Raw genomic sequence first — 26,948 nt, forward strand, 5'->3', positions numbered from 1 at the left:
GCCGCCTACGACACGCGCTCGCCGGGTCGGCTGCGCGGATCCAGCTCGAGCAGCGTGACCGCATCGTCGCTGGCACCGGCCGCGAGGATCATCCCCTCCGACACGCCGAAGCGCATCTTGCGGGGCTTGAGGTTGGCGTACACGACCACGTGCTTGCCCAGCAGCGACTCGGGCGGGTAGCTCTTCGCGATGCCGGAGAACACGGTGCGCTGACCCAGCGCGCCGACGTCGAGCACCAGTCGCAGCAGCTTGTCGGCGCCCTCGACCTTGCTGGCACCGACGATCTTCGCGACCCGCAGGTCGATCTTCGCGAAGTCGTCGATCGTGGTCTCGGCCGCCAGCGCCTCGGCGACGGCGGGCTCCGCCGGCGCGGCCGCGGCGGCCGGCGCCTCGGGGCTCGCGGGCTTGCTGTTTGCGGCGGGGGTCTCGGGGGTCGTGGTCACGGGCGTGGTCTCCTTGCTGGCCTCGATGATGGCGGCGATCTTGCTGGCGTCGATGGGCTCGGCGAGCGCCTCGTACTCGCCGATGACGTGGCCACCCGGCAGCGGCGCGGCGGCGTTGCTGAAGTCCAGCGGCGCCGGCAGCTTCAGCATGCGCTCGACGGTCTCGGCCCAGCGCGGCAGCACCGGCTTCAAGATCGCCGCGATCACGACGGTCGCCCACACGCCCACCGAGCACACCGCACGGGCGCGCTCGGCCTGGTCGGGGCCGAGCTTCCACGGCGCCTTCTCGGTGACGTAGAGGTTCACGTCGTCGGCGATCTGCATCGCCAGGCGCACCGCCTTGCCCGACTCGAACGCACGGTAGAGCGCGGGCACCTCGGCCAGCCGCGCGGCCCCGGCCGCGACGATCGCCTGCGCGTCGTCGGGCAACGCGGCGAGCGTGCCGCCCAGCCGCGCACCGATGAACTTGCAGCAGCGACTCGCGAGGTTGGCGGCCTTCTTCACGAGGTCCGCGTTGCAGCGCAGCACGAAGTCCTCGAGGTTGAGATCGATGTCTTCTTGCCCGGCGCCTAGCTTGGCCGCGAAGTAGTAGCGCAGGAAGTCGGGCGGCAGGTGATCGAGGTAGGTCCGCGCGAGCACGAAGGTGCCGCGGGTCTTCGACATCTTCTCGCCGGCCACCGTCAGCCAGCCGTGCACGTGCACCCGCGACGGCGTGGTGTAGCCGGCGGCGTGCAGCATCGCGGGCCAGAACAGGCAGTGGAAGTACACGATGTCCTTGCCGATGACGTGCACCAGCTCGGTGTTCGCACGCTCGGGGTCGCGCCAGTACGCCGCGAAGTCGCGGCCCTGCTCGGCGCACCACTTCTGGGTCGCGCCGATGTAGCCGACCGGCGCGTCGAACCACACGTAGAAGAACTTGTCGGGGTGGCCGGGGATCGGAAAGCCGAAGTACGGCGGGTCGCGCGAGATGTCCCAGTCGCGCAGCCCCGACTCGATCCACTCCATCACGTAGTTGCGCACGGTCGGCTGCAGCTCGGTGCGACCGCCCTGCTCCACCGGCGCCAGCCACTGCCGCAGGAACGCCTCGTGACGCGACAGCGGCACGAACAGGTGCTCCGAGCTGCGCATCTCGGGCGTGGTGCCGCAGATCGAACAGTGCGGCGAGCCCAGCTCGTAGGGCGCGTAGGTGCTGCCGCAGACCTCGCAGCTGTCGCCGTACTGGTCCGGCGACTTGCACTTGGGGCAGATGCCCTTCACGAAGCGGTCGGGCAGGAACATCTGGTCGTTGGGGCAGTACAGCTGCTCGACCGCGCGGGCCAGGATGTCGCCCTGCGACTTCATGGCGCCGAAGATGGCCTCGGCGTGCTGCCGGGTCTCCTCGGAGTGGGTGGTGTGGAAGATGTCGAAGCCGATGTCGAAGTCGCGATAGTCGCGACGGTGCTCGTCCCACGCCCGTGCGATCAATTGCTCGGGCGTGATGCCCTCGCGACGCGCCCGCAGCTCGATCGGCGTGCCGTGGGTGTCGTCGGCCCACATGAACACGCAGTCGTCGCCGGCGAGCTTGCGCGCGCGCACGTAGACGTCGGTCTGGATCGCCTCGAGCAGGTGCCCGAGGTGGATCGAGCCGTTGGCGTAGGGCAACGCCGCGGTCACGAGTACTTGCTTGGCCATCGCGACAGCGCTTGTCGCATGGGGCCCTGCGCCAGGCAACCGCGCCGCCTTGGTGGGTCGATGCCGCGACAGCGCGCTAGCGCCGGCGCACGGCGTCGGGATCGATGGCGTAGGGCACCGTCGGTCGCGCGTGCGAGCTCGCGACCTGCACCGCCTGCACGATCTCGGGCGGCGGGACGCTCGGCCCCACCATCGCCTCGAGCCGTCGCACCAGCGCCGCCGCCGTCGCGCAGCGCCGCTCCATCGCGCCGGCGACCTCTTCGACCTGGCCCGACAGGCCCGCGACCAGCTCGGGCAGCACGTCGACGGCCGCGTAGCGCAGGCGTCGGGGCGCCTGCAGCAGCGGCATGAACTCACCGGGCGCCTGGGTCGCGATCGCGGTCTTCGACTCGTGCACCTTCACGGTCTTGATCGCCAGGGTGTAGCCCTTCTGCACCCGACAGTAGGCCAGGTAGGCCATCTCGATGGTGCGCTTGCCGTCGCGATCGTAGGTGACGTTCTCGGACAGCGGCCGCGGGTGCACGTAGTCGAGGCCGATCATGAGCTGGCCGAGCAGCGCGTCGACCCGACCGATGAGCGCGTTGAGCTGCTCGGACCCGTCGTTGAGGCGGCGCGCCGCCTGGCCCAGTGCGAACAGCTCCTGTGTGATCGCCATGCACGCCTCCTTCGTCAGGGCCCGTCAGGGCCGTGCGGTCTCGGCCGGTCAGGGCCGCGTGGGTGGTCTCGTCGTCGGGATCGTTGCGCGACCCGGTCAGGGGTTCGCTCGGATCGGCGTGCGGGCAGGCTCCCTTCCGGGACCCGAGATCGCACGCCCGTTCGCGACAGCGCTCTAGCCTAGCGCCGGGGAGGGACACCGGCAACGCGCAGTTGCTTCCGCCGCGCTCACTCCCAGCGGATGCCCTGCGCCAGCGGCAGCGCGTCGCTGCCGTTGACCGTGCAGGTCTGGCGCCGCATGTACGCCTTCCAGGCGTCGGAGCCCGACTCGCGCCCACCACCGGTGGCCTTCTCGCCACCGAACGCGCCACCGATCTCTGCACCGGAGGTGCCGAGGTTCACGTTCGCGATGCCGCAATCGCTGCCCTCGGGACTCCAGAAGCGCTCGGCCGCCCGCAGGCTGTCGCTGAACAGCGCCGACGACAGGCCCTGCTCGACCTGGTTCTGCCAGGTGATCGCGAGATCGAGGCGGTCGTCGGGGAAGCTGCGGATGTAGAGGATCGGCGCGAAGGTCTCCTCGTCCATCACGGGGAACGGTCGATCGGCCGGCGCCCGCACCAGCGTGGGCTCGACGTAGTGGCCGGGACCGGGCCGCACGTTGCCGCCCGCGAGGATCTCGCCGCCCTCGCGACGGATCCGCGCGATGGTGTCGACGAAGCCCTGCTTGGCGCCGGCGTCGATGAGCGGCCCGACCATGTGCTTCGGATCGCGCGGATCACCGATGCGATCGCCGAGCTGACGGTAGGCGGCGACGAGTCGACGCACGAGCTCGGCGTCGATGCTCTGCGCGAGGAACAGCCGCCGCGTGCTGGTGCAGCGCTGCCCCGCGGTGCCGGCGGCACCGAAGGCGATGGCCCGCGCCGCCAGCTCGAGGTTGGCGGTCGCGTCGACGATGATCGCGTTGTTGCCCCCGAGCTCGAGCAGCGAGCGACCGAGGCGGGCGGCGACCACCGGGCCGACCTTGCGGCCCATCGCACACGAGCCGGTCGCGCTCACCAGCGGCAGCCGCGGATCGGCGACCAGCGCGGTCGCGACGTCGGCGTCACCGCCGATGACGAGCTGCATCGCGTCGCCGTGGCCGGCCGCGGCCAGCACCGGCTGCAGCAGGCGATGGGTCGCGATCGCCGACAGCGGCGCCTTGAGGCTGGGCTTCCACACCACCGGGTCGCCGCAGATGAACGCCAGCGCGGCGTTCCACGACCACACCGCGACCGGGAAGTTGAACGCGCTGATGCACAGCACCGGCCCGAGCGGAAGCCACTGCTCGAACATGCGGTGACCGGCGCGCTCGGACATCAGCGTGCGACCGCCGATCGAGCGCGACATGCCGGCCGCGAAGTCGCAGATGTCGATCATCTCCTGGACCTCGCCGCGGGCCTCCTCGATGCCCTTGCCGACCTCGGCGGTGACCAGACGCGCCAGCGGCTCCTTGCGCGCCCGCAGCAGGTCGCCCATCTGCCGCACCAGCTCGCCACGCTTGGGGCCCGGCACCACGCGCAGGGCCTCGAAGGCCTTCACCGATCGCGCGACCGCGGCGTCGGCCTCGGCGCGCTCACACAGCGACAGCTCCGCGAGGAGGTTGCCGTTCGAGGGATCCTGGACCTTCAGGCCTGCGCCGGGCTCGGGCGCGGCCACGCCGAGCTGCTCGAAGATGTCGCGGATTTCGGGGTGGATTGCGGTGCTGCTCATGGGGCTCTCGCCCGCGCTCGAGCGCGGACCGGGGCGGAGCGTAAGCCCGATGGCGGGGCGATGCCAGACGCCCGGGGGGTGTGATTCCCCGCGCGGCTAGAAGTCGATGTTGTCCTCGAAGCTCGGATCCACGCGGTTGGTGCCGCGGGGGAGCTCGCCTTCGTAGAGCAGCGCGTACGTGGCGTAGATCTCGGTCACGCGCTTGGCGTAGCGGTAGCTCTCGCGGAAGGGAATCTCCTCGACGAAGGCGTCGAGCTCGAGCGGCGCGGGGCCCTGCGACTTGGCAGCGAGCCAGCGCGCGACGTTGCTGGGGCCGCCGTTGTAGCTGGCGTAGGCCATCGGTGCCTGGCCGTGGAACTTCGCCAGCAGCTCCGCCACGTAGTACGCCGACAGGTGCGCGTTGGTGTCGATGTCGAACAGCCGATCGCTGTCGAAGAAGTGCCCCTCATCGGTCTCGCCCAGCCGCTCGGCCAGCTGGTGGGCGGTCCACGGCATGATCTGCAGCGCGCCGCGGGCACCGACCGGCGACACCACGTGGGGCCGGAAGCGCGACTCGGTGTACATCAGCGCCCACAGGTGCTTGGGATCGATCTTGCGCAGCCGAGCCTCGCGCTCGATGGCGGGTCGGAACGCGCGCACGGTCCAGCGCGAGCGCAGCGGCGCGTCCTTCGGCGTGCTCAGCTTCACGTAGAGGTGCGGCTCCTGCATCGCGAACGCGACCTCGCGCAGGCCCTCGCGGAGATCCTCGACGACTTCTTTGTCGCGCAGCTGCTTGCGGCCGGCCTTGGTCGGGGCCACCCGCGGGAACTTCCAGTTGGCCTTCCAGCCCAGCCCGACCAGCACGTCCTCGCTGCGCACGCCGCCGGCCTTCTTGCCGCGGGTGGTGTAGGCCTGCACGGTCACACGGAGCTCGCGACGGGCCTCGTCATTGTAGCCGGCGCGGTACAGCTGCTGCGCGCGCTCGATCGAGGGCCACGCGTCGCCGTAGCTGGCCGCGAGGCGATCGAGGATCGACTGCGCGTCGCCGCGGCCCGGCGGATCGAGCTCCTCGGCGACCGGCGCGAGCTTGGGCAAGGGCGGCAGCTCGGCGCCGGCGTCCTGCAGCCGTTGGCGCGCGAGCACGCCGTAGTAGTCGAGCGCATCCGCGGCCGCGATCGCCCGCAGCGTGCGCTCGCCCTCGGCCTTCGCGATCGCGTCGTCGCTGCGCAGCTGCAGCTTGCCGCGGAAGTAGCGGGCCCGCCGGCCGGCCTCGCCGCGGTACTTCTTCTCGTAGGCCTGCAACGCCGCGATCGCGGCCGGCTCGTCGCCCAGGCGATAGGCCAGCCACGCGTGCAGCCACGCCCGCTCCTCGCCGTGGGCCTTGCCGTCCTTCTCGTAGCTGGCGAGCAGCGCACGGGCGCGCTCGTACTTGCCGCCGCGCACCGCGAGATCGAGCGCCTCCCAGTGGATCGCGGCGCGATACTGCTTCTTCTTGCCCTTCTTCGTCTTCAGATCGGCCAGCACGAGGTCGATCGCCTCGTCGTAGAAGGCGCCCTTCTCGAGGCACTTGAGCAGGTCGTCCTTCACCGCGAGGCTGCCCGAGGCGGCGTAGGCCTTGCGCAGGTCCGCGGCGCAGGTGCCGAAGTCGCGTTGCTTGGCCGCGGTCACCGAGCGGGCGTGCTCGGCCTGGGTGCGGATCGAGCTCGGCGTGGCCGGGTCGGCGATGAGCTGCTCGAGGATCTCGCGCGAGACGTCGACCCGCTTGTTGCGGCGCGCCGCGGTCGCGCTGGTCAGCCGCTCGCTCCACGTCAGCGGTGCCAGCGGCTTGCCCGAGGCGGCGGCCATGCGCTCGAGCTCGGCCCACGCCGCGATGCCCTCGGGCTCGCCGTTGCGCTCGATCGCGATGTTGCGCAGCTCGGCGGTGGCGTCCTTGGTTGCGCCGGCCCGCGCCAGCGCGCGGGCGTGCTCGAGCCACAGGAGCCCGCGCTCGGGGTGGTGTGGGTACTCCTGCAGCACCTCCTGCAGCGCGCTCGCGGCCCGACGTGCCGCGCCGGCGCCCCCACCCTGCTCGGCCATCATCTGCGCCCGCAGCACCCGCAGCTGCGCGAAGTTGCGGAGCTGCTCGAACTTCTCGAGCCTGCGCAGGCGCCCGATGCCGTCGTCGAGCGCTGCATCCGCCTTGGCGGTGTCGACCGCGTCGGTGCGCGCGTACGCCAGCTCGGCCTGGGCCAGCTCGACCGCGAGGACGTCGGGTGGAAAGTGCCTCGCGATCTGCTTGTGCTCGGCCCGCGGACGCAGCGCCGCGATCGCGGCCTCGGGTCGACCGGCGAGGCGATGGGCGCGACCGACGATGGCGCCGGCGGCAAACCACTCGGGGCTACCCGGAGCGGGCGCGAGGCCTTCGACGATCGCGATCGCGCGGGCGGTGTCCTGGGCGGCCAGCGCGGTCGCAGCCCCCGACAGACCCGCGAGCACCGGAACTGCCGCGACCGGACGCGTCGTCGCGGCGGTGGCGACCTCGGCCACCGCGGTCGGCACCGCGTCGGCGTCGGCCTCGAACGCCGCGTCGGTGTCGTTGGCGCCTTGCTCGGCCGGCACCGACGCATCCGCGGACGGATGCGTGAGCAGCAGCGCCGTCAACGACAGCAGACCCAGGGATGCAAGCCATGCCCGCGTACGCATCGCGAACTCCAAACCCCAGAGTCACACGGTAGCATGCGATTCCCAAATTGCTCGCGCCGAGCGCGGAGCTCCCCCTGGTGTGGATCGCGGGCTGCGTCGCGCAGCGGCGCCAGAGCCGGGCGCAACCGCCCCCGTTGCGGCGTCGCGCATCACCCGTCCGCGGGCGGGCCACTGCCGACGCGCCGCGGTGTCAGGCGGCGGCGCCGATGCGGGCCAGCCGGTCGCGCATCCACCCCGCCTCGTCGAACAGGTCGAGCGCCTCGAACGCCCGCAGCACCGCGCGGTGCTGCACGATGGGGTCGAGCCCGGTGGCGCGCTGCAGCTTGCACAGGCACACCGGGCACAGCCACGGCGGCAGCGCGTCGAGCTCCGCGAGATCGGCGACGCCGTTGCACAGGCAGCGGTAGTACTGGCAGTGCGCGAGCCCGAACAGGTGCGCGACCTCGTGGGCGACCACGCGCAGGCTGCGACGCAGCACGGTGCCGGCGAGGTCGGCGGGCGCTGGGCCGCCGTGGTAGCTGGGATCGAAGCGCGCGAACCCGGCGACCCCGATGCGCTCGGTGAAGGTCGAGTAGCCGAACGCGAACTGCTGCTCCGGCCACACGAAGAGATCGACGGTGACGAGCGCCAGCACGCCGTAGGCCTGCGCGGGCAGCCGCGCGCCGACGTGTTCGATCAGCGCCAGCGCACTGGTCTGGCGCGCGCGTCGGTGCACGCGCGTCGGTAGCTCCTCGGGCAGCGGCGCGGCCGGCAGCACCTCGGTCGCGAGCCCGAAGGTCGCCTCGACGAAGCGCGCCACCGCCAACAGCTCGGGCGCGCGCACCAGCCCCACGAAGCCCTCGTCGGCGATCACATCGAACGGGAAGTGGCCGAGCGGCATCAGCACGATGCGATCGCGGGGCGGCGCGGGCACGTTGGGCCGCGTCGCGAGGTACTGCGCGACGTCCTGTGCGGGCTCGGGCCGCAGCACGCGCCAGCTGCCGGCGGCCGCCGGGGGCAGCGGCTCGAAGCCGCTGCGGTCCGTGAAGCAGCGTCGCGTCGCGGCATCGAGGCCCGTGAGGTCGCCCACCGGATCAACCTCGCCCGGCGGCGCGGGCGGACGGGGACGCGACGGCCGGCCCGGCGGCGCGGTCGCATCGCCCACGCCGCAGCCGACCAGGCCTGCGACCAGGGACGTCATCGCGCGGCGTCGGGTCCACGGCATGCGGGGCGCCTGTGGCACGCACGCGCCCGGCGGCAGGTTCCCGCGGGAACGGCCAGCTACGCCATGCTGCGGCGGATTTCTTCGATGAGCCGTGCGTCGGTGACGAACAGCTCCTCGACCTCGTCCTGATCGAGCAACCACTCGCTCATCGCACGGCCGATGTCGGGCGCGTCGGCGGTCTCGATGTGGCCGAGCAGGCGCTCGGCCAGCGAGACCACGTCGGCCTCCTCGACCAGCACCAGCGCGCCCTCGTCGACCAGGCGCCGCACCGCGAGCGCCACCGCTGCGCCCATCGAGCGCGGTTTGTCGACCGGCTTCGTCGCGGCCGCACCGTCGCCGAATCCGACCGCACCGCGCTTGCTCGACAGCTCGCGCAGCAGGTCCTCGCAGGTGTGCAGCACGTCGTCGCGCAGCACCACGCCGGCACCGCCGTGCTCGAGCAGCAGCCGCAACACCGACACCAGCAACGGCGTGACCTCGTGGCCCGGCGCACGCACGATGAGGCTCGCGTTCACCGTCGCGACGCGGTCCTGCAACAGCAGCAGCGCGGGGTTGCGGGCGCCGCCGCGGCGACGATCCGCAGGCACCAGCGCGGGCACGTCCTCGGCCGCCAGCACGCGACCGCCCAGGCGCACGTCGATCGCGTCCTCGTCGGGGTGTCGCTCCAACCACGCCGCCTGCAGAGCCGCGCAGTCGCGCTCCAGACGACCGAGCTCGGCGGCCGCGCGCGGGCTGTAGATCACGAACTCGACCGGCATGGCTGGGGCGGACCATACGCCAGATCCCGCGGCCATGCGAGCTTGCGGCGGCGCCGGCCGGCGGGCCCTCGTATGCTCGGGCTCCCATGAACCGCTCGCTGTTCGATCGCCCGCATCGCGAGGCCGCCGCGCTGGTCGCCAGCGGCGCGCCCGTGGTCCTGTGCGTGGATCCGGTCGAGTACCACGGACCCCATCTGTCGCTGCACAACGACCGTCAGCTCTCGCGCGGGTGCATGGCCGAGCTGGCCCAGCGCGTGCAAAGCCGGCACGGTCTGCCGCTGCTCTTGGCGGATCACCTCGAGCTCGGCGTCGACCCCTGCGCGGGCCCGGGCTCGCGGCCGTGCGCGTTCTCCCTCGTGCGCGACGCGGTGCTGGCGAGCGCGCGGGCGCTGCTCTCCCTGGGCGCGACCCGGGTGGTGCTGATGACCTTCCACGGTGCGCCGCTGCACAACCTCGCGCTGGAGGCCGGCGTGAGCTTCCTGCGGCGGTCCGGCGTGCGGGCGCTGGCGCCCTTCCACGCCGTGCTACAGGACATGCTGGCGTTCGACAACGCGATGCCGTTCGCCGAGGCGCTGCGCTGCATCGACGACGACGACGAGCGCGCCGCGGTCGCCCGCGAGCTGCGCTTCGACTTCCACGCCGGCTTCTTCGAGACCTCGCTCGCGCTGCACTGGGCGCCCGAGACGGTCGGCGATCACCATCGCGCGCTGCCGCCGTGCCCCCGCTACACCGCCGATGCGAAGCTCACCGCCGCGGCCGCGGTGGCGCGCCGGCTCGGCCGCGAGGCGCTCGCGCGCGAGCTCGAGTTCGGCGCCGCCGCGACCGGCTGGGGCGCGCTGCGGCCGTTCCCCGGCTACACCGGCCGGCCTCACCTCGCCCGCGCCAGCGCGGGGGCGGCGTTCGCCGACATCATCGTGGATCGCTTCGCGACCCTGATGGACACCGTCATCTTCGGCGACGCGACACCACCCAAGCCGGTGCTCGCGTGGACACGGTGGGCCACCGCGCAGGGACGCCTGCTGCCCCACGCACCGCTCGGCTTCGACGACGTGATCGCGGGACCCACCGCGGCGACGTCGATCGACTGACGCGCGAGGCATCAGCGCTCGTCGGCGGCGGCGAGCAACGCACGCATCAGATCGCTCGTGGTGACGAGGCCCCGCAGCGCGCCGCCGGCATCGACCACGGGCAGGCAGTGGAAGCCGCCCTGCAGCCACCGCGCGCAGGCCTCCCGCAGGGTCGCGTCGGGGCCGATCGTCACCACGTCCTCCTGCATCGCGGTGCGCACCGACACGCGATCGAGCAGCGGATCGAGGCTCTCGGGCGCGCGCTCGTAGGCGTCGCCGGGCAGCACCCGCAGCAGATCGGACGGCGCCAGCAGCCCGATGAAGCGCCCCTCGTCGATGACGGGCACGTGGTGACCATGCGCCGCCATCATCGCGTGGCGAACGACGCTGAGGTGCTGCGTCGGGTGCACGCACGCCGGATCGCGGGTCATCACCGCGTGCACCGGCTGGTTCAAGAAGTCGCGGACGCGCTCGGCCATGGGACCATCATGGCGAGCCGATCGCGTCGGAGCGCGCGCAAAGCTGTCGTGGTCCGCTGGCGCCGGCCCCCTGGCTTGAGGCAAGCTGGCGCGCGATGACCGACCGCGCCGAGCTCGAGGCCGAATCCCGACGTCAACGCGAGGCCGCGGCGCGCCAGCGACCCAGCCGCGACGAGGCCCTGGCCGCGGTGCGCACGCTCATCCGCTGGGCCGGCGACGACCCCGATCGCGAGGGCCTGCGCGGCACTCCCGATCGCGTGGTGCGATCCTACGACGAGTTCTTCGCTGGCTACGCCGAGAACCCACTCGAGATCCTGCAGCGCACCTTCAGCGAGATCAGCGGCTACGACGAGGTGGTGGTGCTCAAGGACATCCCGTTCGAGAGCCACTGCGAGCACCACATGGTGCCGATCGTCGGCAAGGCCCACGTGGGCTACCTGCCCGATCGCCGCGTGGTCGGCATCAGCAAGCTCGCGCGGGTGGTCGACATCTTCGCGCGGCGGCTGCAGATCCAAGAGAAGATGACGGCCGAGATCGCGACCACGATCCTGGCGGCGCTGCAGCCCCGCGGCGTCGCCGTCGTGGTCGAGGCCACCCACGAGTGCATGACCACCCGCGGCATCCATCGCCCGGGCGTCAGCATGGTCACCTCGCAGATGCTCGGGGTCTTCCGCGACGACGCCAGCACGCGCCGCGAGTTCCTCGCGCTCATCGGTCGCTCGATGTGATCGCGCGCGCGAGCGCGGGCCACAGCTGCTCGAACGCCACACGGCGGTGCACGAGCACGCCGTCGGTGAGCAGCGGCAGCGAGCCGTCGGGCTCGAAGATCGCGGCCAGCCCAGGGGCCGCGACTGGCGGCCACCGCAGCACCCCGGGGATCGCCGCGCTGCCCTCGGCGACGACGCGCTCGGGCGACGCCAGCACCAACGCGCAGTGCAGCGTCGCACGCACGTCGCGGGCACCAGCGGACGCGCCGGTCCGTCGCACGAGCTCGCGACACGCCGACGCCCACCCGCCGTGGGCCGCGGCGTAGCCGGCGGTGTCGATCCCCGGCGCGCCACCGAGCATCGCGACCGCGAGGCCGGTGTCGTCGCCGAGCGCGAGGGTGGCGTGGCGACGCGCCATCGCGCAGGCCTTGATGGCCGCGTTGTCGCGGTAGCTGCGGCCGGTCTCCGCCGGCGTGTCGTCGACCGGCGTGTCATCGATGGCGACGCCGTGCGCGGCCAGCAGCGCCGTGAGCTCGGTGCGCTTGCCGGGGTTGTGCGTCGCGATCGACAGCCGCATCGCACGAGGCTAGCAACCGCCCTACCCGGTGCGCACGCGCGTTGCGAACGCGACGGTTCCGTGACCGTCCGGGCCGATGGACGACCGCCGCGGCGACCTGGTAGCGTCGCGGCCGTGACGCTGCATCGACCGACACACACGATTCGCGCCGCAGTGCTGGGCGCCGGCACCATGGGCGCCCAGATCGCGGCCCACCTCGCCAACGCCGGAGCCCGCGTGTGGCTGCTCGACATCGTGCCGCCCGGCACCACCGCCGACGCGCCCAAGGCCGCCCGCAGCGCGATCGCAGCCGGCGCACTCAAGGCGATGCTCAAGGGCCGCCCCGCGCCGTTCATGGATCCCGCCTTCGCCGATCGCATCCGCGTCGGCAACCTCGAGGATCACCTCGAGCTCGCGGTCGCCGACGCCGACCTGGTGATCGAGGCGGTGATCGAGCGCCTCGACATCAAGCAGCCGCTGTTCGCCCGCATCGCCGCGGCTGCGCCGGCCCACGCGGTGCTGGCCACCAACACCTCGGGCCTGCCGATCCACAGCATCGCCGAGGCGCTGCCCGCAGACGCGCGCCGCCGGCTGGTCGGCATGCACTTCTTCAACCCGCCGCGCTACATGCACCTGCTCGAGGTCGTGCCCGGCCCCGACACCGCGCCCGAGGTCGTCGACGAGATCTCGTGGTTCTCGGAGACCGTGCTGGGCAAGGGCGTGGTGCCGTGCCGCGACACGCCGAACTTCATCGCCAACCGCATCGGCGTCGCCGCGACGATCCTCACCTTCGGCGCCACCTTCGACGGCGGCTACACCGTCGAGGAGGTCGACCTGCTCAATGGCCCGCTGCTCGGCCGCCCGCGCACGGGCTCGTTCCGCCTCGGCGATCTCGTCGGCCTCGATGTCAGCGCGCTGGTGACCGAGAACCTGCGCCGCGTCACGTCGAGCGATCCTTCGGCACCGAACTACGACGAGCTGCACGACCGCATGGGTGCGCACGACATCGTGCAGAAGATGCTCGCGGCGGGCATGAAGGGCGACAAGACCGGTCAGGGCTTCTACAAGAAGGTCAAGGGCGACAAGGGCTCGGAGGTGCAGTCGATCGACTTCGCCACGCTCAGCTATCGCGCGCGCATCGAGCCGTCGTTCCCCGAGCTCGCCGAGGTCGCGAAGATCCCCGATCTCGGCAAGCGCGTGGCCGCGGCGATGCGGGCCGACGGCCGCGCGGGCGAGTTCCTGCGCAAGGTCTACCTGCCGCTCTTCAACTACGCCGCCAACCGGCTGGGCAGCATCTGCGACGCGCCCAAGCCGATCGACGACGCGATGTGCTGGGGCTACGGCTGGAGCGCGGGCCCGTTCGCGCTGTGGGACATGATCGGCGTCGCGTGGTCGGTCGAGCAGATGAAGACCATGGGCCTGGCACCGAGCCCGGCCGTGCTCGCGCTGCTCGCGAAGGGCGGCCCCGAGGCCCGCTGGTACGGCGGCACGGCCGACGCGCCGACCCAGTTCGTGCCCGAGCGCGGCGCCCACGTGCCGGTGCCGCAGCCGGCCGGCGTGATCGTGCTGGCGTCGAAGAAGCAGGGCCCCGCCGAGATCCACACCACCAAGACCGCCGCGCTGCTCGACCTCGGCGATGGCATCGCCTGCATCGAGTTCCGCTCCAAGATGAACACCCTCGACGAGGGCGTGGTCGCGATGCTGCGCGACGCCATCGGGCTGCTCGAGCGCAAGGGTGGCTTCCGCGGCGTGGTGGTCGGTAGCCAGGCGGAGAACTTCTCCGCCGGCGCGGACGCGCGGCAGATCCTCGCGCTCGCGACCGCCGGCAAGTGGGACGATCTCGGCGAGGCGGTGCGCGCGTTCCAGGACACACTCATGGGCCTGCGCCACGGCGCGCTGCCGGTGGTCGCGGCGCCCTACGGCATGACCCTGGGCGGCGGTGCCGAGACCACGCTGTCGTCGGCGGCGGTGGTGGCCCACGCGGAGCTCTACATGGGCCTGGTCGAGGCCGGCATCGGCGTGGTGCCGGCCGGCGGCGGCCTCAAGGAAATTGCGCGGCGCGCCTCGGCGTGGGCCAGCGCGGTCGACGACGGCGATCCATACCCGTTCGTGCGGCGCGGCTTCGAGGCCGCGGCTGGCGGCAAGGTCAGCACGTCGGCCGCCGATGCGCGCAAGCTCGGCTTCCTCGCGGCCAGCGATCGCGTCGTGTTCCATCGCATGCACGTCATCGCGCAGGCCAAGCAGCAGGCCATCGCGCTCGCGGAGGCCGGCTGGGTGCCGCCCGATCGCGACGAGCCCATCACGGTGGTCGGCTCCGGCCGCGGCGCCAGCTTCATGATGGGCGCCGCGATGTTCCACTGGGGCGGCTACGCCTCGGCCCACGACAAGCTCGTCGCCGAGAAGATCGGTCACGTGCTCTCGGGCGGCATGCGAGCGCCCGGCACCAAGCTGGTCGCGCAGGACCTGCTCGACCTCGAGCGCGAGGCCTTCGTCAGCCTGTGCGGCGAAGAGAAGACCCGCGCCCGCATCGAGCACACGCTCAAGACCGGCAAGCCGCTGCGCAACTAGTCCGGCCCGTCGCGTGCGGCCCACGTCGCGGCCGCCGCTCCACCCGCAATCGCCAAGCTTCCACGAGAGAGACCACCATGACCGAGCTCCAACACGCCGTGATCGTCACCGCCCGCCGCAGCGCGGTCGGTCGAGCCCTCAAGGGCAGCCTCGCGCTCACCCGCCCCGACGACTTCGCCGCCGAGGTCATCCGCGGCACCCTGGCCGACGTGCCGTCGCTGCCGCTCGAGCAGATCGACGACGTCGTGCTCGGCTGCGCGATGCCCGAGGGCGAACAGGGCTTGAACGTCGCGCGCCCCATCGCGCTGCATGCCGGCCTGCCCGACGTGGTGTCGGCGATGACCGTCAACCGCTTCTGCGCCTCGGGCCTGCAGGCGCTGGCGATCGTCGCCGAGCGCATCATGACCGGTCAGATCGCCTGCGGCATCGCCGGTGGCGTCGAGTCGATGAGCATGGTGCCGATGGGCGGCAACAAGGCCGTGCTCAACCCGACCATCGTGCGCGAGCGCCCCGAGGTCTACATCTCGATGGGTCTCACCGCCGAGAACGTCGCGCAGCGCTTCGAGGTCTCGCGCGCCGACCAGGACGCGTTCGCGCTGCGCTCGCACCAGCGCGCGATCGCAGCGCAGCAAGCCGGGCACTTCACCGACGAGATCGTGCCGGTGACGACCGCCAGCGGCGCGCGCTTCGAGGTCGACGAGTGCCCCCGCGCCGACACCGACCTCGCGGCCCTGTCGGCGCTCAAGCCCGCATTCCACGTCAAGGGCAGCGTCACCGCCGGCAACAGCTCGCCGATGAACGACGGCGCCGCGGCGATGGTCGTGACCAGCGAGGCCTTCGCGCGCGAGCACGGCCTGGTGCCGCGGGCGCGCTTCGTGGGCTTCGCGACCGCCGGTGTCGCCCCCGAGATCATGGGCATCGGCCCCATCGCCGCGGTGCCCAAGCTGCTCGCGCGCACCGGCATCGCGCTCGGCGACATCGACGTCATCGAGCTCAACGAGGCCTTCGCATCGCAGTCGCTCGCGGTGATCCGCAAGCTCGGCCTCGACGAGGCGAAGGTCAACCCCAACGGCGGCGCGATCGCGCTCGGTCATCCGCTCGGCTGCACCGGCGCGAAGCTGGTCGCCTCCGCGCTCTCGACCCTGCGTCGCACCGGCGGCCGCTATGCCCTCATCACGATGTGCATCGGCGGTGGTATGGGTGCAGCGGGGTTGATCGAGCGGCTGTGAGGCGATCGCCGCCACGGGCGGCGCACACGAATTACCGGCGGAAATCCGCGCGGTCTCGGTCATCTTAGAAAGGTGGGGCCTCGCGGCCGCACACGCCCTCGCGCGCCCGCTGGTCGGGCTCGCCGGGGTGGGAGCACGTGGCAATCCCATGGCCACGCGTCGAACTCGATGACGAGCACGCACGCACAGACCCGCGTCGATACCCTGCCCGCCTGCGGCCTCGGGCTCGCGGGCATCCCGTTGCCGGTCGAACGCGATCGCTCGTTGCCGTTGCCATCGTCGCCCCCGCCCGCGCCGCCGGCCTTCGACGAACCGGAGGTCGGCTCCCGCGTGGGGCGCTACGTGCTCGAGCAGCGCATCGGCGAAGGCGGCATGGGCGTGGTGTGGCGGGCGTACGACGTCGAGATCGGACGCCGCGTCGCGCTCAAGTTCGTGCGCACGACCCCGACCGGCGTCGACGCCAAGCTGTGGTCGCGCCTGCGTCGCGAGGCCCAGGCGCTGGCGAAGATCCGCCACGATGGCGTGGTGTCGTTGTTCGACATGGGACACGACGGGCACGGTGCCTACCTCGCGCTCGAGTACGTGCCCGGCATGCACCTGCGTCGCTGGCTGCGTCAGGGCACGCGCAGCCCCCGACAGATCCTCCGCGTCATCGCGCAGGCCGCCCGCGGCCTCGCAGCGGTGCACCGCGCGGGCTTGGTGCACCGCGACGTCAAGCCCACCAACCTGCTGGTCGCCCGCGACGGCCGCGTGGTGTGGGTCGACTTCGGGCTCGCGCTCGGCGTCGCCGATCTGTCGCGCTCGCGCACCGACAGCATCGACGACGCGCCGCTGCGCACGCGACTGACCCGTGCAAACATGATTGTCGGCATTATCTATTATATGTCGCCCGAGCAGCTGCTCGGCCGCGACTTGGATGGACGCTGCGATCAGTTCGCGCTGTGCGTCACCGCCTTCGAGGCGTTGTTCGGCGCGCGGCCATTCCCGCAGGAATCCGCCTACGACCTGGCGATCGCCTACGACGCCGGGACCTGCGCGGTGCTGCCCTCGCGGCCTCGTTTGCCCAGGGGCGCGGCGCGGGCACTGCTGCGTGGGCTGTCGCTCGACCCCGCGCAGCGCTTCGGCTCGATGGATGCGCTCGCCGACGCGATCGATCCCGGTGACGCCGTCGACGCCGAGCTGCGCGCCGACGCGGGCACGCGCGCCGACGTGTCGCGCAGCGGCCGGCACGGTGCGATCCCCCGCCGCCTCACGCCCGCGTGGTGGCGGGCGGCCGCGATCGGGGCCACCGTCGCGCTCGCGGGCGCGGCGGGTGCGGGGTGGCTGCGCGGCAGGCTCGCGGCCCCCCACGGCGCCGCCGCCGAGCCTTGACGCCGCAGGCTGCGGGGGCTGCGGGGGCCGTCGGCTCAGGTCGGCGTGCCCAAGCCCACCGCGACGGCCCGATCGTGGCCGACACCCACGCACGACGGCGCACCTGCAAACGCGGCATCACGGATCCGCGGGGCCCGGTCCATGGCACGGTTGTCACCCCCGGACACCTCCCTTGGACCTGCCCGAGCTCCAGCCCGAAGAACGCGCGATGCTGCAGCGCTTTCGCGTCGCCAGCAGCCCCGACGGGGCCACGCAGGCGCGCGTACTCGCGGCGGTGCACCTGCGCATCGCCCCGGCGCCGCCGGCCGCCGACGACGGGCGCGTGCTGCAGTCGATGCGGCCCGCCGGCCTGTCGCAGGTGCTGCCGTGGCTGCGCGCGGGCGGCCTCGCGGTCGCCATCGCGGCGGCGACATTGCTCGTCATCGGCGGCACCACACGGGTCGTGATGGCCGTGCGCAGCGAAGCGCCCGCGACCACACAGGCGATGGATCGCGCGGAGCCGTCGGAGCCGCTGCCCCTTCGTAGCCCGGCCGTCGACCCCACGCCGTCGCTCGGCGTCGCGCCGCCGCCGGTGGCCGCCGAGCTCGCGGCGCCACCGGAGGAGTCCGCCGTGGTGGCGGACGTCGACGCGCGCGTCCCCGATGCCGCGCGCCCGCGTCCGCGCACGAACCGTGGCACCCAAGGGCCGCGGGAGGCCGTCGCGAGCCCGATCGATGCCGCCGCCGAGATCGCGTTGGTGCAGGCGGCCAAGCGCGAGCACGACGCGGCGCAACGACTCGCGCTGCTCGAGCGCCATCACCGAGAGTTCGCCCGCGGCGTGCTCACGCAGGAGGTGGCGATCCTCGAGATCCAGACCCTGTGCGCGCTGGGTCGACGCGAGCAGGCGAGCGCACACGCCGAGGGGTTCCTGCGTCGCTGGCCGGGCTCGGCCTACGGCGCCGCCGCATCGCGCGGCTGCGATGCCAAGGCAGGTCGCGAGTGATGGGGGTGATGCCTGCCTGTGCAGCGGTTGAGTACCATGCGTCGCGTGATCGGAGGCCGCCATGCACGCAGCGGAGCGGTTCGTCGTGGCCGGCGACGTCGGCCCATGACCGACGGTGCGTCAGAACCCGGCCACGGAGTGCGGCCGGGTGGATCGAAGTGTTGGGTTGCGTGGGTTCGGGGTAAGTCGTCGCAGCGGGCCGTACGCCCGCACCGGAGGTGGCGGCCGTGGCCGCCACCGCCCGGGTTGGATCGGGGTGTGAAGTGGAACGTCGTCGATCGCGAACAGGGCGCAGCGCAGCGGACACCACGTCGTGGCCGTCCGTGCCCGCGCTCGTGTGCCTCCCGGGGGGCCGGGACGCCGTGAGCGGGCTCGACCCCGAGTTCGGCGCGATCTATCGCGCGCACTTCGGGTTCGTGTGGCGCATCCTGCGTCGTCTGGGCGTACCGCCCGAGGCACTCGAGGACACCGCCCAGGACGTGTTCGTGGTCGTGCATCGCCGCTGGTCCTCCTACGACCGCGACGTGCCGATCCGCAGCTGGTTGTTCGGGATCACCCGGCGCGTGGCCGCCGACGCCCGCAAGCGACTGCACCGCGCCGCCTCGCGTGGCTTCACCTCGACCGACCCCGAGCGTCTCGGCGATCCTGCCGACACCGCGGCGCAGGCCGAGGCCAGCGACTTCGTCGCGCGCTTCCTCGACACGCTCGACGACGACAAGCGCACGGTGTTCGTGCTGGCCGACATCGAGGGCCTCACGGCACCGGAGATCGGCGCGGCGCTGGGCGTGAACCTGAACACGATCTACGCGCGGCTGCGGGCGGCCCGGATCCGCTTCCAGGGTGCGCGCCGCGAGTGGCTCGGCGACACCGCCGGCGTCGGCTGAGCCGCCCGCGCCCCGCGTGGCCCACCCGGCCCGCGCGGACTTTGGCATGCTGCGGACGATGCGTCCGCGCGCCGCCCTGCTCGTCGCCGCGCTGACATGGGCGTGCGGTGGCGAGTCGCGATCGACGATCGCGGACGTGCCGACCGCCGCGACGACGGGCGCCGGCGCGCCGCCGACGTCCACGCGCGCGGGCGTCGACATGCCGCAGGACAAGCGCGCGTGCTTGCGGGACGCTGCACCGCTGCCCGCTGCCGAGCGCGCGGTGGCGCGGGCGCTGTGCTCCGAGCGCGTGGCGCTCGGGGTCCCTGGCGCCCTGGTGGCCGTCGCGCGCGACGGCGAGGTCGTGCTGCGCTTCGCCGACGGCCTGCGCTGCCGCGGCCGCGACGACCGCGTCGACGACGACACGCGCTTCCGCATCGGCTCGCTCACCAAGATGCTCACCGCCGCGACCGTGTATGCCCACGTCGAGGCGGGCACGCTCGAGCTCGACGCACCGCTCGGTCGCGCCGCGGCACGCGAGCTCGGCGTCAGCGAGCGGATCGCCGGCGCCACGCTGCGGCAGCTGCTCGACCACCGCGCCGGGCTGCCCGAGATCACGCCTCGCGCCGACATGGCCGCGCTGGCCCCCGCGGCGCGCCTGCACGCGCTGGTCGGCGAGCCCACGGAGCCGGCGAACCGCAGCTGGCGCTACAGCAACGGCGACTACGTGCTGGTCGGCGCGCTGCTGCAGGCCCGCAGCCACGGGCACTACGTCGACGCGCTGCGCACCCACGTGCTCGCGCCACTGGCGATGGCGCACACCGAGATCCACGTCGATCCCCACGGCGACGTCGCGTGCGGCCACGTCCCCGGCGACGACGGCCCCGAGGCGGTCGACGTGGTCGCGGACTTCGAACGCTTCGCGTTCGGGCTGCACGAGACCGAGCCCGCCGGCGCCGTGATCAGCACCGCCGACGATCTGCTGCGCTTTGCCGCGGCGCTGTCCGATCGTCCCGGCGGATCACGGCCGGCGTGGGCGACCGCGATGCTCGCGGCCGTGCGCGAGCACGCGGGCGCGACCGGCCGCGGCGACGCGCGCTATGCCGCCGGCCTCGAGCGTCACGGCGATGGCGACGCGATGGTGCTGCGCCACGACGGCAACACCGGCGACTTTGCGGCGAGCCTCGTGTGGCGCCCGTCCGACGGCGCCGCCGTGGTGGTGCTCGCCAACGCGGGCGTGGTGCTGCGCGCGACGCTGGCGGCCGCGATGGTGCGTGCGGGCATCGACCCGCAGCACACGACCCGCGAGTGACCTACCGCCCCGGCACCGGCGCCGCAACCGGCGGCGTGACCTCGACCACCCACTGGACCGCAGCGCGACGCGTGCGGCAGCGTTGCTCGTCGCAGCTGAGGTACGACAGCCGCCCGTGGATCACGTGGGGCCCGGGCTGCGTCGGCGCGTTCATCCGCGCGCGCATGCGTGGCTGGGTCGCGAGCGGGTCGACGACGTCGCGGCCGTCGAAGCGGTTGTCGGCGAGCTCGACGTCGGTCGACCACAGCCACAGCTCGACCGGCGCGCCCGGCAGCGGTGTGTCGAGGATCGTCACCGACAGCTCGATGGCAGCCCCCGGCGCGACCCTGGGCACGGTCGCCACCGACACGCGACCGTCGTTGGGGGTCGACGGCGCGGCGATCTCGATCAGCACACGCAGGATGGCCGCAACGGTCACGGGCGGCGGCATCGTAGCATCGGCGTGCAAGCGCGGGTCGCCTCTCGTGCGCGGCGCACTCGCAGGCGGTGGTCATCCCGTCGCGGCGTGCACCACGGGCTGTCAGGTCGCGCCGAAGCGGTGCACGCGGTTGCGCCCGTGCTCCTTGCACCAATACAGCGCCTGATCGGCGCGCTCGATCAGCTCGAGGCGATCGCGGCCGTCCTTGCCGTACTCGGCGATGCCCATCGAGATCGTCACGTTGAAGCTGCCGTGCTCGCTGGCCATCGCCGTCTGCGCGACCTCTTCGCGCAGGCGATTGGCGAACGACTCGGCGCCCGCGGCATCGGTGTCGGGTAGCACCAGCACGAACTCCTCGCCGCCGTAGCGAGCGACGATGTCGACCTTGCGTGCGCGTCCGGCGAAGAGCGCCGCGACCTTGCGCAGCACCTGGTCACCGATGGGGTGGCCGTAGGTGTCGTTGATGCCCTTGAAGTGATCGATGTCGGTCAGGATGATGCTGTACTTCTGCTCGGTGCGCTCGACCAGCGCGTGCAGCTGCGCCAGCCGCTCCTGGAATGCGCGATGGTTGGTGAGCCCGGTGAGACCATCGGTGGTCGCGCGCTCCTCCATCTGTTGATACATCCGTGCGTTCTGCAGGCTCACGCCGACCTGGTGGCCGATGACCCGCAGCATGTCGCGCAGCGCCTGCCCGAACACACCCGGCCGCGACGACGCCAGCGTGATGGCCCCGAGCACCTCGTCGCCCCGAGACAGCGGCAGGACCAGCAGGCTCTTGGCGTTGCGCAGGCGGGTCTTGCCGGTCCACACCACGGTGTCGGGATCGACCAGGTCGGCGCCGGCGGGCATCCAGTGGCGGTTCTTCACCGCCATCGCGACCAGCGAGTTTGCGTCGTCGAACTCGAGCGCCTGTAGCCGCGCCGCGGCCTGCTGCCAGGCCTCGGCGTCGCCATCGTGGGCGGCGGCATCGATCGCCAGCACGCGATGACGCTCGCCGTGCACCGACGTGAGCACCGCGAGGTCGTACGGCACGATCGCCTTCACCGCCGCGAAGGTCTTCTGGTACACGTCGTCGAGCGTGAGCGCGGAGTTCAGCAGCTCGCTGGCGCGATAGAACTGCTCCTGCTCGTACTTGCCGCGCTCGACGGCGTTGAACACCCGCTCGTGCTCGACGACCCGCAGGATGTGGCTCGCCGCGCGCTGCAGCACCACCAGCTCGGCGTCGCCGAACGGCCGGTCGCCGATGCGGTCGGCGCACAGGATGCCGCGCAGGCGGTTGCCCTCGAGCAGCGGCACCGCGCACAGGTCGGTGACCGGCTCGGGACCGCGATAATACGGCGGCAGCCGCCGTCCGCCGAGCGCATGCAAGCGCAGCGGCTTGGGATCGGCCAGCACGCTGGTGAGCACGCCCGAGCTCGCCAGCTGCGGCGTCTCCGACAGCAGCTCGCCGTCGCTGGCCATCTCCTTGATCGACAGCCGTGGCAGGTTGCGGCCGCTGCGGTCGTCGTCGTTTGCCTCGCACCATAGCAACACGGCGGTGTGCAGGCCCAGCGCGGTGCGCAGCAGCTCGAGCGAGTGGAACACCTGCTCGTGGATGTTCTCGACCGCCGCGTGGACCATGCGCAGCTCCTCGTCGCTGCGGCGACGCGCGCGGCTCTCGGGCGGCAGCTGCGAGGCGATGAGCCGGAAGTCCTTGGCTTCCTGCCGCATGCGCGACAGCTCGTCGTCGACCCGGCGCGCATGCTCGCTGCGCAGCCGCCGGGTCAGGCTGCCCAGCACCAGTCGGTTGCCGGCCGCGAAGAAGCCGAGGAACACCAGGTGCTGCGCGCCTTGCCGCCACGCCGGCGCGGTGCCGATGCGGGCCGCGAGCAGGCACTCGAGCAGGCCGGTCACCAAGAGCACGCCGGTGATGCCGATGCGCGTGCGGTGGACGATGAGCGTGAACGACACCAGCGCGTAGGCCAGCGGATGCAGGAACGAGCTCGGCCCGCCGGCCAGCGCGATGCAGACGTAGACCGCCGTCGCCAGCGGTACGCCGAACTCGAGCTCGTGCCACGCGAGGTTGCGGACCGTCGTGCGCGGCACCAGCTCGCGCAGCGTCACCCACGCCAGCGCCGTCGCGAGCAGCGTGACCACCGACAGCACCGCCAGCTCGGCACGCACCAGCGCACCCAGCGAGAGCCGCCCACTGAGCAGCAACGGCCAGCAGGCCAGCGCCGTGAGCAGCGGCCAGTTGTCGACCATGGCGCGGCGTGCCGCGTAGAACCTGCGCGCGATGGCGGTCATGGCGTGGCGTCGGTCTTCGGGGCCGGGCGGTGTTCGACCTCGAACACGATCTCGCCCTGGCCGACGAGGTTGAGGTCTTCGCGCGCGATGCGTGCGACCTCGTCGGGATCGGTCTTGAGCGCGCGGACCTCGGCTTGCAGCTCGGCGATCTCCCGGCGCAGCGCCGCGTTGGCGGCGTCGAGCTCGTCGCGCTCACCCTCGACGCGGGTGAGCTCGTCGGTGCCGGCGGCGAGCTCGAGCTGCTGGGGACCCCACGCCACCAGCGCGGCGACCAACCCGGCCAGCAGGATGCGGTTCATCCAGTGCATGATGCCGAGTGCAACCTACGTGGGCGCGAGATCTCCGGGCAAGAAACCGGCGACAAGCAAGGGGGTCGAGCCGACGCCAAGCCCCAGCTCGGGACGGTGGGCGGTCAACGCCCGTGCAGGATGCCGAGCTTGTCGAGCCCACAGGTGCGCGCGGCGTCCATCACCCGCACCACATGTTGGTGCTCGGTGGCTTCGTCGGCGCGGATGTTCACCCCCGTGGTCTCGTCGGACTGCGCCGCCGCGCACATGCGCAGCTCGAGCTCGCGGGCGTCGACCGCCTTGCCGTCGAGCTCGATGCTGCCGTCCTTCGCGATCGTCACCACCAGCGCCTTGGGCTGCTGGGTGACCTCGCGGTTCTTGGCCTTGGGCAGCTTGACCCTGAACGAGGGGTTGTTCTGGAAGGTCGAGGTCAGCACGAAGAAGATGAGCAGCTGGAACACCACGTCGATGAGCGGCGTGAGGTCGATCGAGACCTCGCCGCGCCGCCGCTTGCTGCGGCGCGCGAAGCTCACGGCGCGTCCTCGTCGGCGTCGGCCTTCGCCTTGGTGCCGCTGGGCTTGGCGGGCGCCTCGTCGCGATCCTTGGCCGAGCGCGCCGCGTCGGCGTCGCGGTGGAGCGCGGCGTCGTCGAGCAGGTCGACCAGGCCCATCGCGTCCTCTTCCATGTCGATGACGATGCGCTCGTTGCGGCCCTGCAGGAACTTGTAGAGCACCAGCATCGGGATCGCGACCACCAAGCCGTACGCGGTGGTGATGAGCGCCTGCCAGATGCCCTCGGCGAAGGCGTCGGGCCCGACCATGCCCTGCTTGTAGGCATCGACGAACTTCTTGAAGACCTGGATCATGCCGACGACGGTGCCGAGCAGCCCCAGCAGTGGGCTCACCGCGGCCACGGTGCCGACGATCTCGACGTTGCGCCCCATGCGGGCCACCTCGCGCTCGCCGACCTCCTCGACCGACTCCTTCACGACGTCGCGGCCGCGCCCGAGGCCGTAGGCCCGTAGACCCGCGGCCATGATGAGCGCGATCGACGAGCGGTTCTCCTCGCACAGCAGCAGCGCCTCGCTGGTCTTGCGCTTGACCACCAGACCGCGGATGCGATCGACGAACGCCCGCGGCAGCAGCCGTGCGCGCTGCAGCGACCACAGGCGCTCGATGAAGAACGCGACCCCGATGATCGAGGAGCCGAGGATCGCCCACATGAGCGGTCCGCCCTGTCCGAAGAGTTCCTTGACGTCCATGCGTTCCGCAGCCGAGCTCGCGTCCCCTTGCCACGATGGGCGCGCCCCGACGTGGATCGGGCGCACACCCGGGGCTCACGGGGCCTTGGCTGGCCACGTGGCGGCGCGCGGGCTGATGATGGACCGGCCGACACGACCGGGCAAGGCGAAGCCCCCCTCGTAGCGCTTGACGAGACGGCGGCGCTCGGTGTACTCGAACGCCCCTCGCCCGAGCGATCGGGTCGAGCCGACGGGGGTATAGCTCAGTTGGGAGAGCGACGCGCTGGCAGCGCGTAGGTCAGGGGTTCGAGTCCCCTTACCTCCACCGAGTCGAAGGCACCGAGGATCCTCCTTCGGTGCCTTTTTGCGTTTCCGGGTCCCGCGGGTCAGCGGCCGTCTTCGCACCAGCGCGGCAACGAGATCCGCAGGTGCGCGCCACGATCGACCTCGAGCAGGCGGACCGCGCCGGCGTGTGCGGCGGCGACGTGGGCGATGAGCGCGAGCCCGATGCCATGACCGGCGACGCCCGGGCTCGCCGCGCCGCGATGGAAGGCAGCGAACACCGCCTCACGCTCGTGCGGGGGGATGCCCGGCCCCGCGTCGATGACGTCGACGTCGACGGACTCGCGGGTCGCCGTCACGCGGACGTCGACCCGCGCGTCGGAGAACTTCAGCGCATTGTCGACGGCGTTGTGGATCATCGCGCGTAGCAGCTCCGCATCGCCGCGGATGATTGCTTCGCGGGCGAGCTCGACGTGGACGCGCGCGCGCTGCTCGACGCCGAGCTCGCCGATGACGCCATCGATCACCTCGGCGAGCTCGACGGCCTCGCCCTGCTCGGCGGGCGCGCGACCGGGCCGCGCCAGCACGAGCAGGCGCTGCACCAGTCGCACCAGCTCGTGCACCCGCGCCTGCAGCCGACGCACCGTGGCCGGGTCGGCCGGCTCGCCCTCGAGCATGAGCTCGAGCTCGCCAGCCAACACCGCCAGCGGCGTGCGCAGCTCGTGCGCGGCCTGGGCCGCGAAGGACTGCGCGTGCACGAGCGCGTGCCCCAGACGCGCGACCAGCTGCGCGACGCTGTCGCGCAGCGCCTCGAGCTCGGCGTGTCGCGCGGGTGGCTCGAGCAGGTCGGCCCGTGGCGCATCGGCATCGATGCGTCGCACGCGATCCCCGAGCTCGGTCAGCGGCGCGATGGTCCAGCTGGCGCTGCGGTGACTCGCCAGCCCGCCGAGCGCGGCCCCCACCAGCGCACCGACCAGCAGGCTCCACCAGGTCAGGCGTCGGCGCTCGCGTTCGTCCTGCGCGCTGACCCCCAGCACCACCAGGCGACCATCGCCGAGCGCGGCCGCACACACGCGCCGCTCGAGCTCGAGGTCCGCGAGCACCTCGCAGTCGCCCGACGCAATCGTCGGCAGCCGCGGGTCGCCGGCGACGACCCCGGTGGCGTCGACGATCGCCGCCACCGCCCCCGGCTCGCGCACGTCGGCGAGCTCGTGGTCGAGCACGGTCGCCAGCACGGGCGCACCGTCGGGACCGATCCGGATCGGATGTCGATCGTCCGCGGGATCGTCGGGCGCGCCGCGGGTGAGCTCCTCGTCGATCTCGTCGGCCAGCTCGGCGACCGCCGCGAGCGCGACGCGATCCTCATACCGCGCGAGCAGGCCGCCGCTCAGCATCGCGGCGATCAGCGCCGCGCAGGCCCCCGCGACCGCGGCCCACGCTGCGCCCACCAGCGCGACGCGACGTGCGAGCCGCGGTGGCTCAGCGCGGCGTCGCGACATAGCCCTCCCCTCGCACCGTGCGGATCGCCTCGGCGCCGAGCTTGCGACGGATCCTCGCCATCAACACGTCGAGGCTTGCGCTCGCGCCCTCGCTCGCGTCGCCCCACACCAGCTCGAGGATGCTCGCGCGGGAGACCACGCGGTCACGCCGATGCACCAGGATGTCGAGGATCGCCCACTCGCGCGCGGTGATGGGAATCTCGCGACCGTCGATGCTGGCGCGCCGACTGCCGAGCTCGAGTCGCGCGTCGCCGAGGCAGATCGCGGCTTGTCGTTCGATCGGTCCGCGCCGCCCCAACGCGCGCACGCGCGCACGCAGCTCGGCCAGCGCAAACGGCTTCACGAGGAAATCGTCGGCGCCAGCGTCCAGGCCGGCGACCCGACGCGGAACCTCGCCGTGCGCGGTGAGCAGCAGGATCGGCCACCGCGCGCCGGCATCGCGTAGCTCCCGACACAGCGCGATGCCGGTGCCGTCGGGCAGCGCGACGTCGAGCACGAGCAGCTCGGGGGCTGCCGCCGCGATGCTCGTGCGCGCCTGGGCCACCGAGGCAGCGACCCGCACCTCGTGCCCATCACGCACGAGCGCGCGCTCGAGCAGATCGAGCAACTCCGACGAATCATCGACGACGAGCACCTGCATGCGCGGCGTCCACTGTACCGCC

Annotated in this window: 23 protein-coding genes and 1 tRNA gene; 9 read left to right on the forward strand and 15 right to left on the reverse strand. The window is 72.5% G+C overall.

The window, feature by feature from the left end; genetic code table 11:
* Positions 1-5: 5 nt before the first annotated feature.
* The 6 genes from metG to IPH07_10175 form a co-directional block, all read right to left on the reverse strand.
* A complete protein-coding gene (metG, locus tag IPH07_10150; protein MBK6917750.1) occupies positions 6-2,114 on the reverse strand; it encodes a methionine--tRNA ligase in 2,109 nt (702 codons plus the stop codon).
* Between the two features lie 76 nt (positions 2,115-2,190).
* Positions 2,191-2,769, reverse strand: coding sequence for a hypothetical protein (locus IPH07_10155; protein ID MBK6917751.1), 579 nt, complete (start codon positions 2,767-2,769; stop codon positions 2,191-2,193).
* 227 nt (positions 2,770-2,996) lie between these two features.
* Complete coding sequence (locus tag IPH07_10160; protein ID MBK6917752.1) at positions 2,997-4,517, reverse strand: aldehyde dehydrogenase family protein; 1,521 nt, start codon at positions 4,515-4,517, stop codon at positions 2,997-2,999.
* A 96-nt stretch (positions 4,518-4,613) separates the two neighbouring features.
* Positions 4,614-7,178: a lytic transglycosylase domain-containing protein gene (locus IPH07_10165; GenBank protein MBK6917753.1), complete on the reverse strand. Its 2,565-nt coding sequence runs from the start codon at positions 7,176-7,178 to the stop codon at positions 4,614-4,616.
* Between the two features lie 190 nt (positions 7,179-7,368).
* Complete coding sequence (locus IPH07_10170) at positions 7,369-8,358, reverse strand: hypothetical protein (GenBank protein ID MBK6917754.1); 990 nt, start codon at positions 8,356-8,358, stop codon at positions 7,369-7,371.
* An 80-nt stretch (positions 8,359-8,438) separates the two neighbouring features.
* Entirely contained in the window at positions 8,439-9,140 is a 702-nt protein-coding gene (locus tag IPH07_10175) for a hypothetical protein (GenBank protein ID MBK6917755.1), read from the reverse strand.
* An 86-nt stretch (positions 9,141-9,226) separates the two neighbouring features.
* Here IPH07_10175 and IPH07_10180 point away from each other — a divergent pair, with 86 nt between their 5' ends.
* Positions 9,227-10,228 carry a creatininase family protein gene (locus IPH07_10180; GenBank protein MBK6917756.1) on the forward strand — a complete coding sequence of 334 codons (1,002 nt, stop codon included), beginning with the start codon at positions 9,227-9,229 and terminating at the stop codon, positions 10,226-10,228.
* An 11-nt stretch (positions 10,229-10,239) separates the two neighbouring features.
* On the opposite strand, the gene IPH07_10185 is transcribed toward IPH07_10180, so the two are convergent.
* The gene (locus tag IPH07_10185) at positions 10,240-10,686 is read right to left on the reverse strand and encodes a CBS domain-containing protein (protein ID MBK6917757.1); all 447 of its coding nucleotides are present in this window, start codon (positions 10,684-10,686) and stop codon (positions 10,240-10,242) included.
* Between the two features lie 95 nt (positions 10,687-10,781).
* Between IPH07_10185 and folE the strand changes: the two genes are divergently transcribed.
* Positions 10,782-11,414, forward strand: coding sequence for a GTP cyclohydrolase I FolE (folE, locus tag IPH07_10190; protein MBK6917758.1), 633 nt, complete (start codon positions 10,782-10,784; stop codon positions 11,412-11,414).
* On the opposite strand, the gene IPH07_10195 is transcribed toward folE, so the two are convergent.
* Positions 11,395-11,970 (reverse strand): non-canonical purine NTP pyrophosphatase, encoded by a 576-nt coding sequence (locus tag IPH07_10195; protein ID MBK6917759.1) that lies wholly within the window; start codon positions 11,968-11,970, stop codon positions 11,395-11,397. The two genes, folE and IPH07_10195, sit on opposite strands and share 20 nt — an antisense overlap.
* 114 nt (positions 11,971-12,084) lie before the next feature.
* On the opposite strand from IPH07_10195, the gene IPH07_10200 reads away from it, so the two are divergent.
* The 6 genes from IPH07_10200 (at position 12,085) to IPH07_10225 (ending at position 20,274) form a co-directional block, all read left to right on the forward strand.
* Positions 12,085-14,517, forward strand: a complete 2,433-nt coding sequence (locus IPH07_10200; protein ID MBK6917760.1) for a 3-hydroxyacyl-CoA dehydrogenase/enoyl-CoA hydratase family protein — start codon at positions 12,085-12,087, stop codon at positions 14,515-14,517.
* A 77-nt stretch (positions 14,518-14,594) separates the two neighbouring features.
* Positions 14,595-15,746 (forward strand): acetyl-CoA C-acyltransferase, encoded by a 1,152-nt coding sequence (locus tag IPH07_10205; GenBank protein MBK6917761.1) that lies wholly within the window; start codon positions 14,595-14,597, stop codon positions 15,744-15,746.
* A 168-nt stretch (positions 15,747-15,914) separates the two neighbouring features.
* A complete protein-coding gene (locus IPH07_10210) occupies positions 15,915-17,117 on the forward strand; it encodes a serine/threonine protein kinase (GenBank protein ID MBK6917762.1) in 1,203 nt (400 codons plus the stop codon).
* 172 nt (positions 17,118-17,289) lie between these two features.
* Positions 17,290-18,099: a hypothetical protein gene (locus IPH07_10215; protein ID MBK6917763.1), complete on the forward strand. Its 810-nt coding sequence runs from the start codon at positions 17,290-17,292 to the stop codon at positions 18,097-18,099.
* A gap of 323 nt (positions 18,100-18,422) precedes the next feature.
* Positions 18,423-18,983 (forward strand): sigma-70 family RNA polymerase sigma factor, encoded by a 561-nt coding sequence (locus IPH07_10220; GenBank protein ID MBK6917764.1) that lies wholly within the window; start codon positions 18,423-18,425, stop codon positions 18,981-18,983.
* Between the two features lie 58 nt (positions 18,984-19,041).
* Positions 19,042-20,274, forward strand: coding sequence for a beta-lactamase family protein (locus IPH07_10225; protein MBK6917765.1), 1,233 nt, complete (start codon positions 19,042-19,044; stop codon positions 20,272-20,274).
* 1 nt (position 20,275) lies between these two features.
* Here the strand turns inward: IPH07_10225 and IPH07_10230 are convergent, their stop codons facing one another.
* The 5 genes from IPH07_10230 to IPH07_10250 all read right to left on the reverse strand — a co-directional run bounded on the left by IPH07_10230 (position 20,276) and on the right by IPH07_10250 (position 24,526).
* Positions 20,276-20,692, reverse strand: a complete 417-nt coding sequence (locus tag IPH07_10230) for a hypothetical protein (GenBank protein MBK6917766.1) — start codon at positions 20,690-20,692, stop codon at positions 20,276-20,278.
* A gap of 102 nt (positions 20,693-20,794) precedes the next feature.
* Entirely contained in the window at positions 20,795-22,978 is a 2,184-nt protein-coding gene (locus tag IPH07_10235) for a diguanylate cyclase (protein ID MBK6917767.1), read from the reverse strand.
* Entirely contained in the window at positions 22,975-23,277 is a 303-nt protein-coding gene (locus tag IPH07_10240; GenBank protein MBK6917768.1) for a septum formation initiator family protein, read from the reverse strand. The genes IPH07_10235 and IPH07_10240 overlap by 4 nt, the downstream gene beginning before the upstream one ends.
* A gap of 113 nt (positions 23,278-23,390) precedes the next feature.
* Positions 23,391-23,798, reverse strand: coding sequence for a biopolymer transporter ExbD (locus IPH07_10245; protein ID MBK6917769.1), 408 nt, complete (start codon positions 23,796-23,798; stop codon positions 23,391-23,393).
* The gene (locus IPH07_10250) at positions 23,795-24,526 is read right to left on the reverse strand and encodes a MotA/TolQ/ExbB proton channel family protein (protein MBK6917770.1); all 732 of its coding nucleotides are present in this window, start codon (positions 24,524-24,526) and stop codon (positions 23,795-23,797) included. The genes IPH07_10245 and IPH07_10250 overlap by 4 nt, the downstream gene beginning before the upstream one ends.
* 231 nt (positions 24,527-24,757) lie before the next feature.
* Here IPH07_10250 and IPH07_10255 point away from each other — a divergent pair.
* Positions 24,758-24,830 (forward strand) — tRNA-Ala (locus IPH07_10255).
* Positions 24,831-24,891: 61 nt separating this feature from the next.
* Here IPH07_10255 and IPH07_10260 read toward each other — a convergent pair.
* Positions 24,892-26,286, reverse strand: a complete 1,395-nt coding sequence (locus tag IPH07_10260; protein MBK6917771.1) for a HAMP domain-containing histidine kinase — start codon at positions 26,284-26,286, stop codon at positions 24,892-24,894.
* Entirely contained in the window at positions 26,267-26,926 is a 660-nt protein-coding gene (locus IPH07_10265) for a response regulator transcription factor (protein ID MBK6917772.1), read from the reverse strand. The genes IPH07_10260 and IPH07_10265 overlap by 20 nt, the downstream gene beginning before the upstream one ends.
* Between the last annotated feature and the right edge of the window lie 22 nt (positions 26,927-26,948).

Source organism: Deltaproteobacteria bacterium, from assembly GCA_016709225.1.
In the GTDB taxonomy this organism is placed as follows: domain Bacteria; phylum Myxococcota_A; class Polyangia; order Nannocystales; family Nannocystaceae; genus Xiheibacterium; species Xiheibacterium phototrophicum.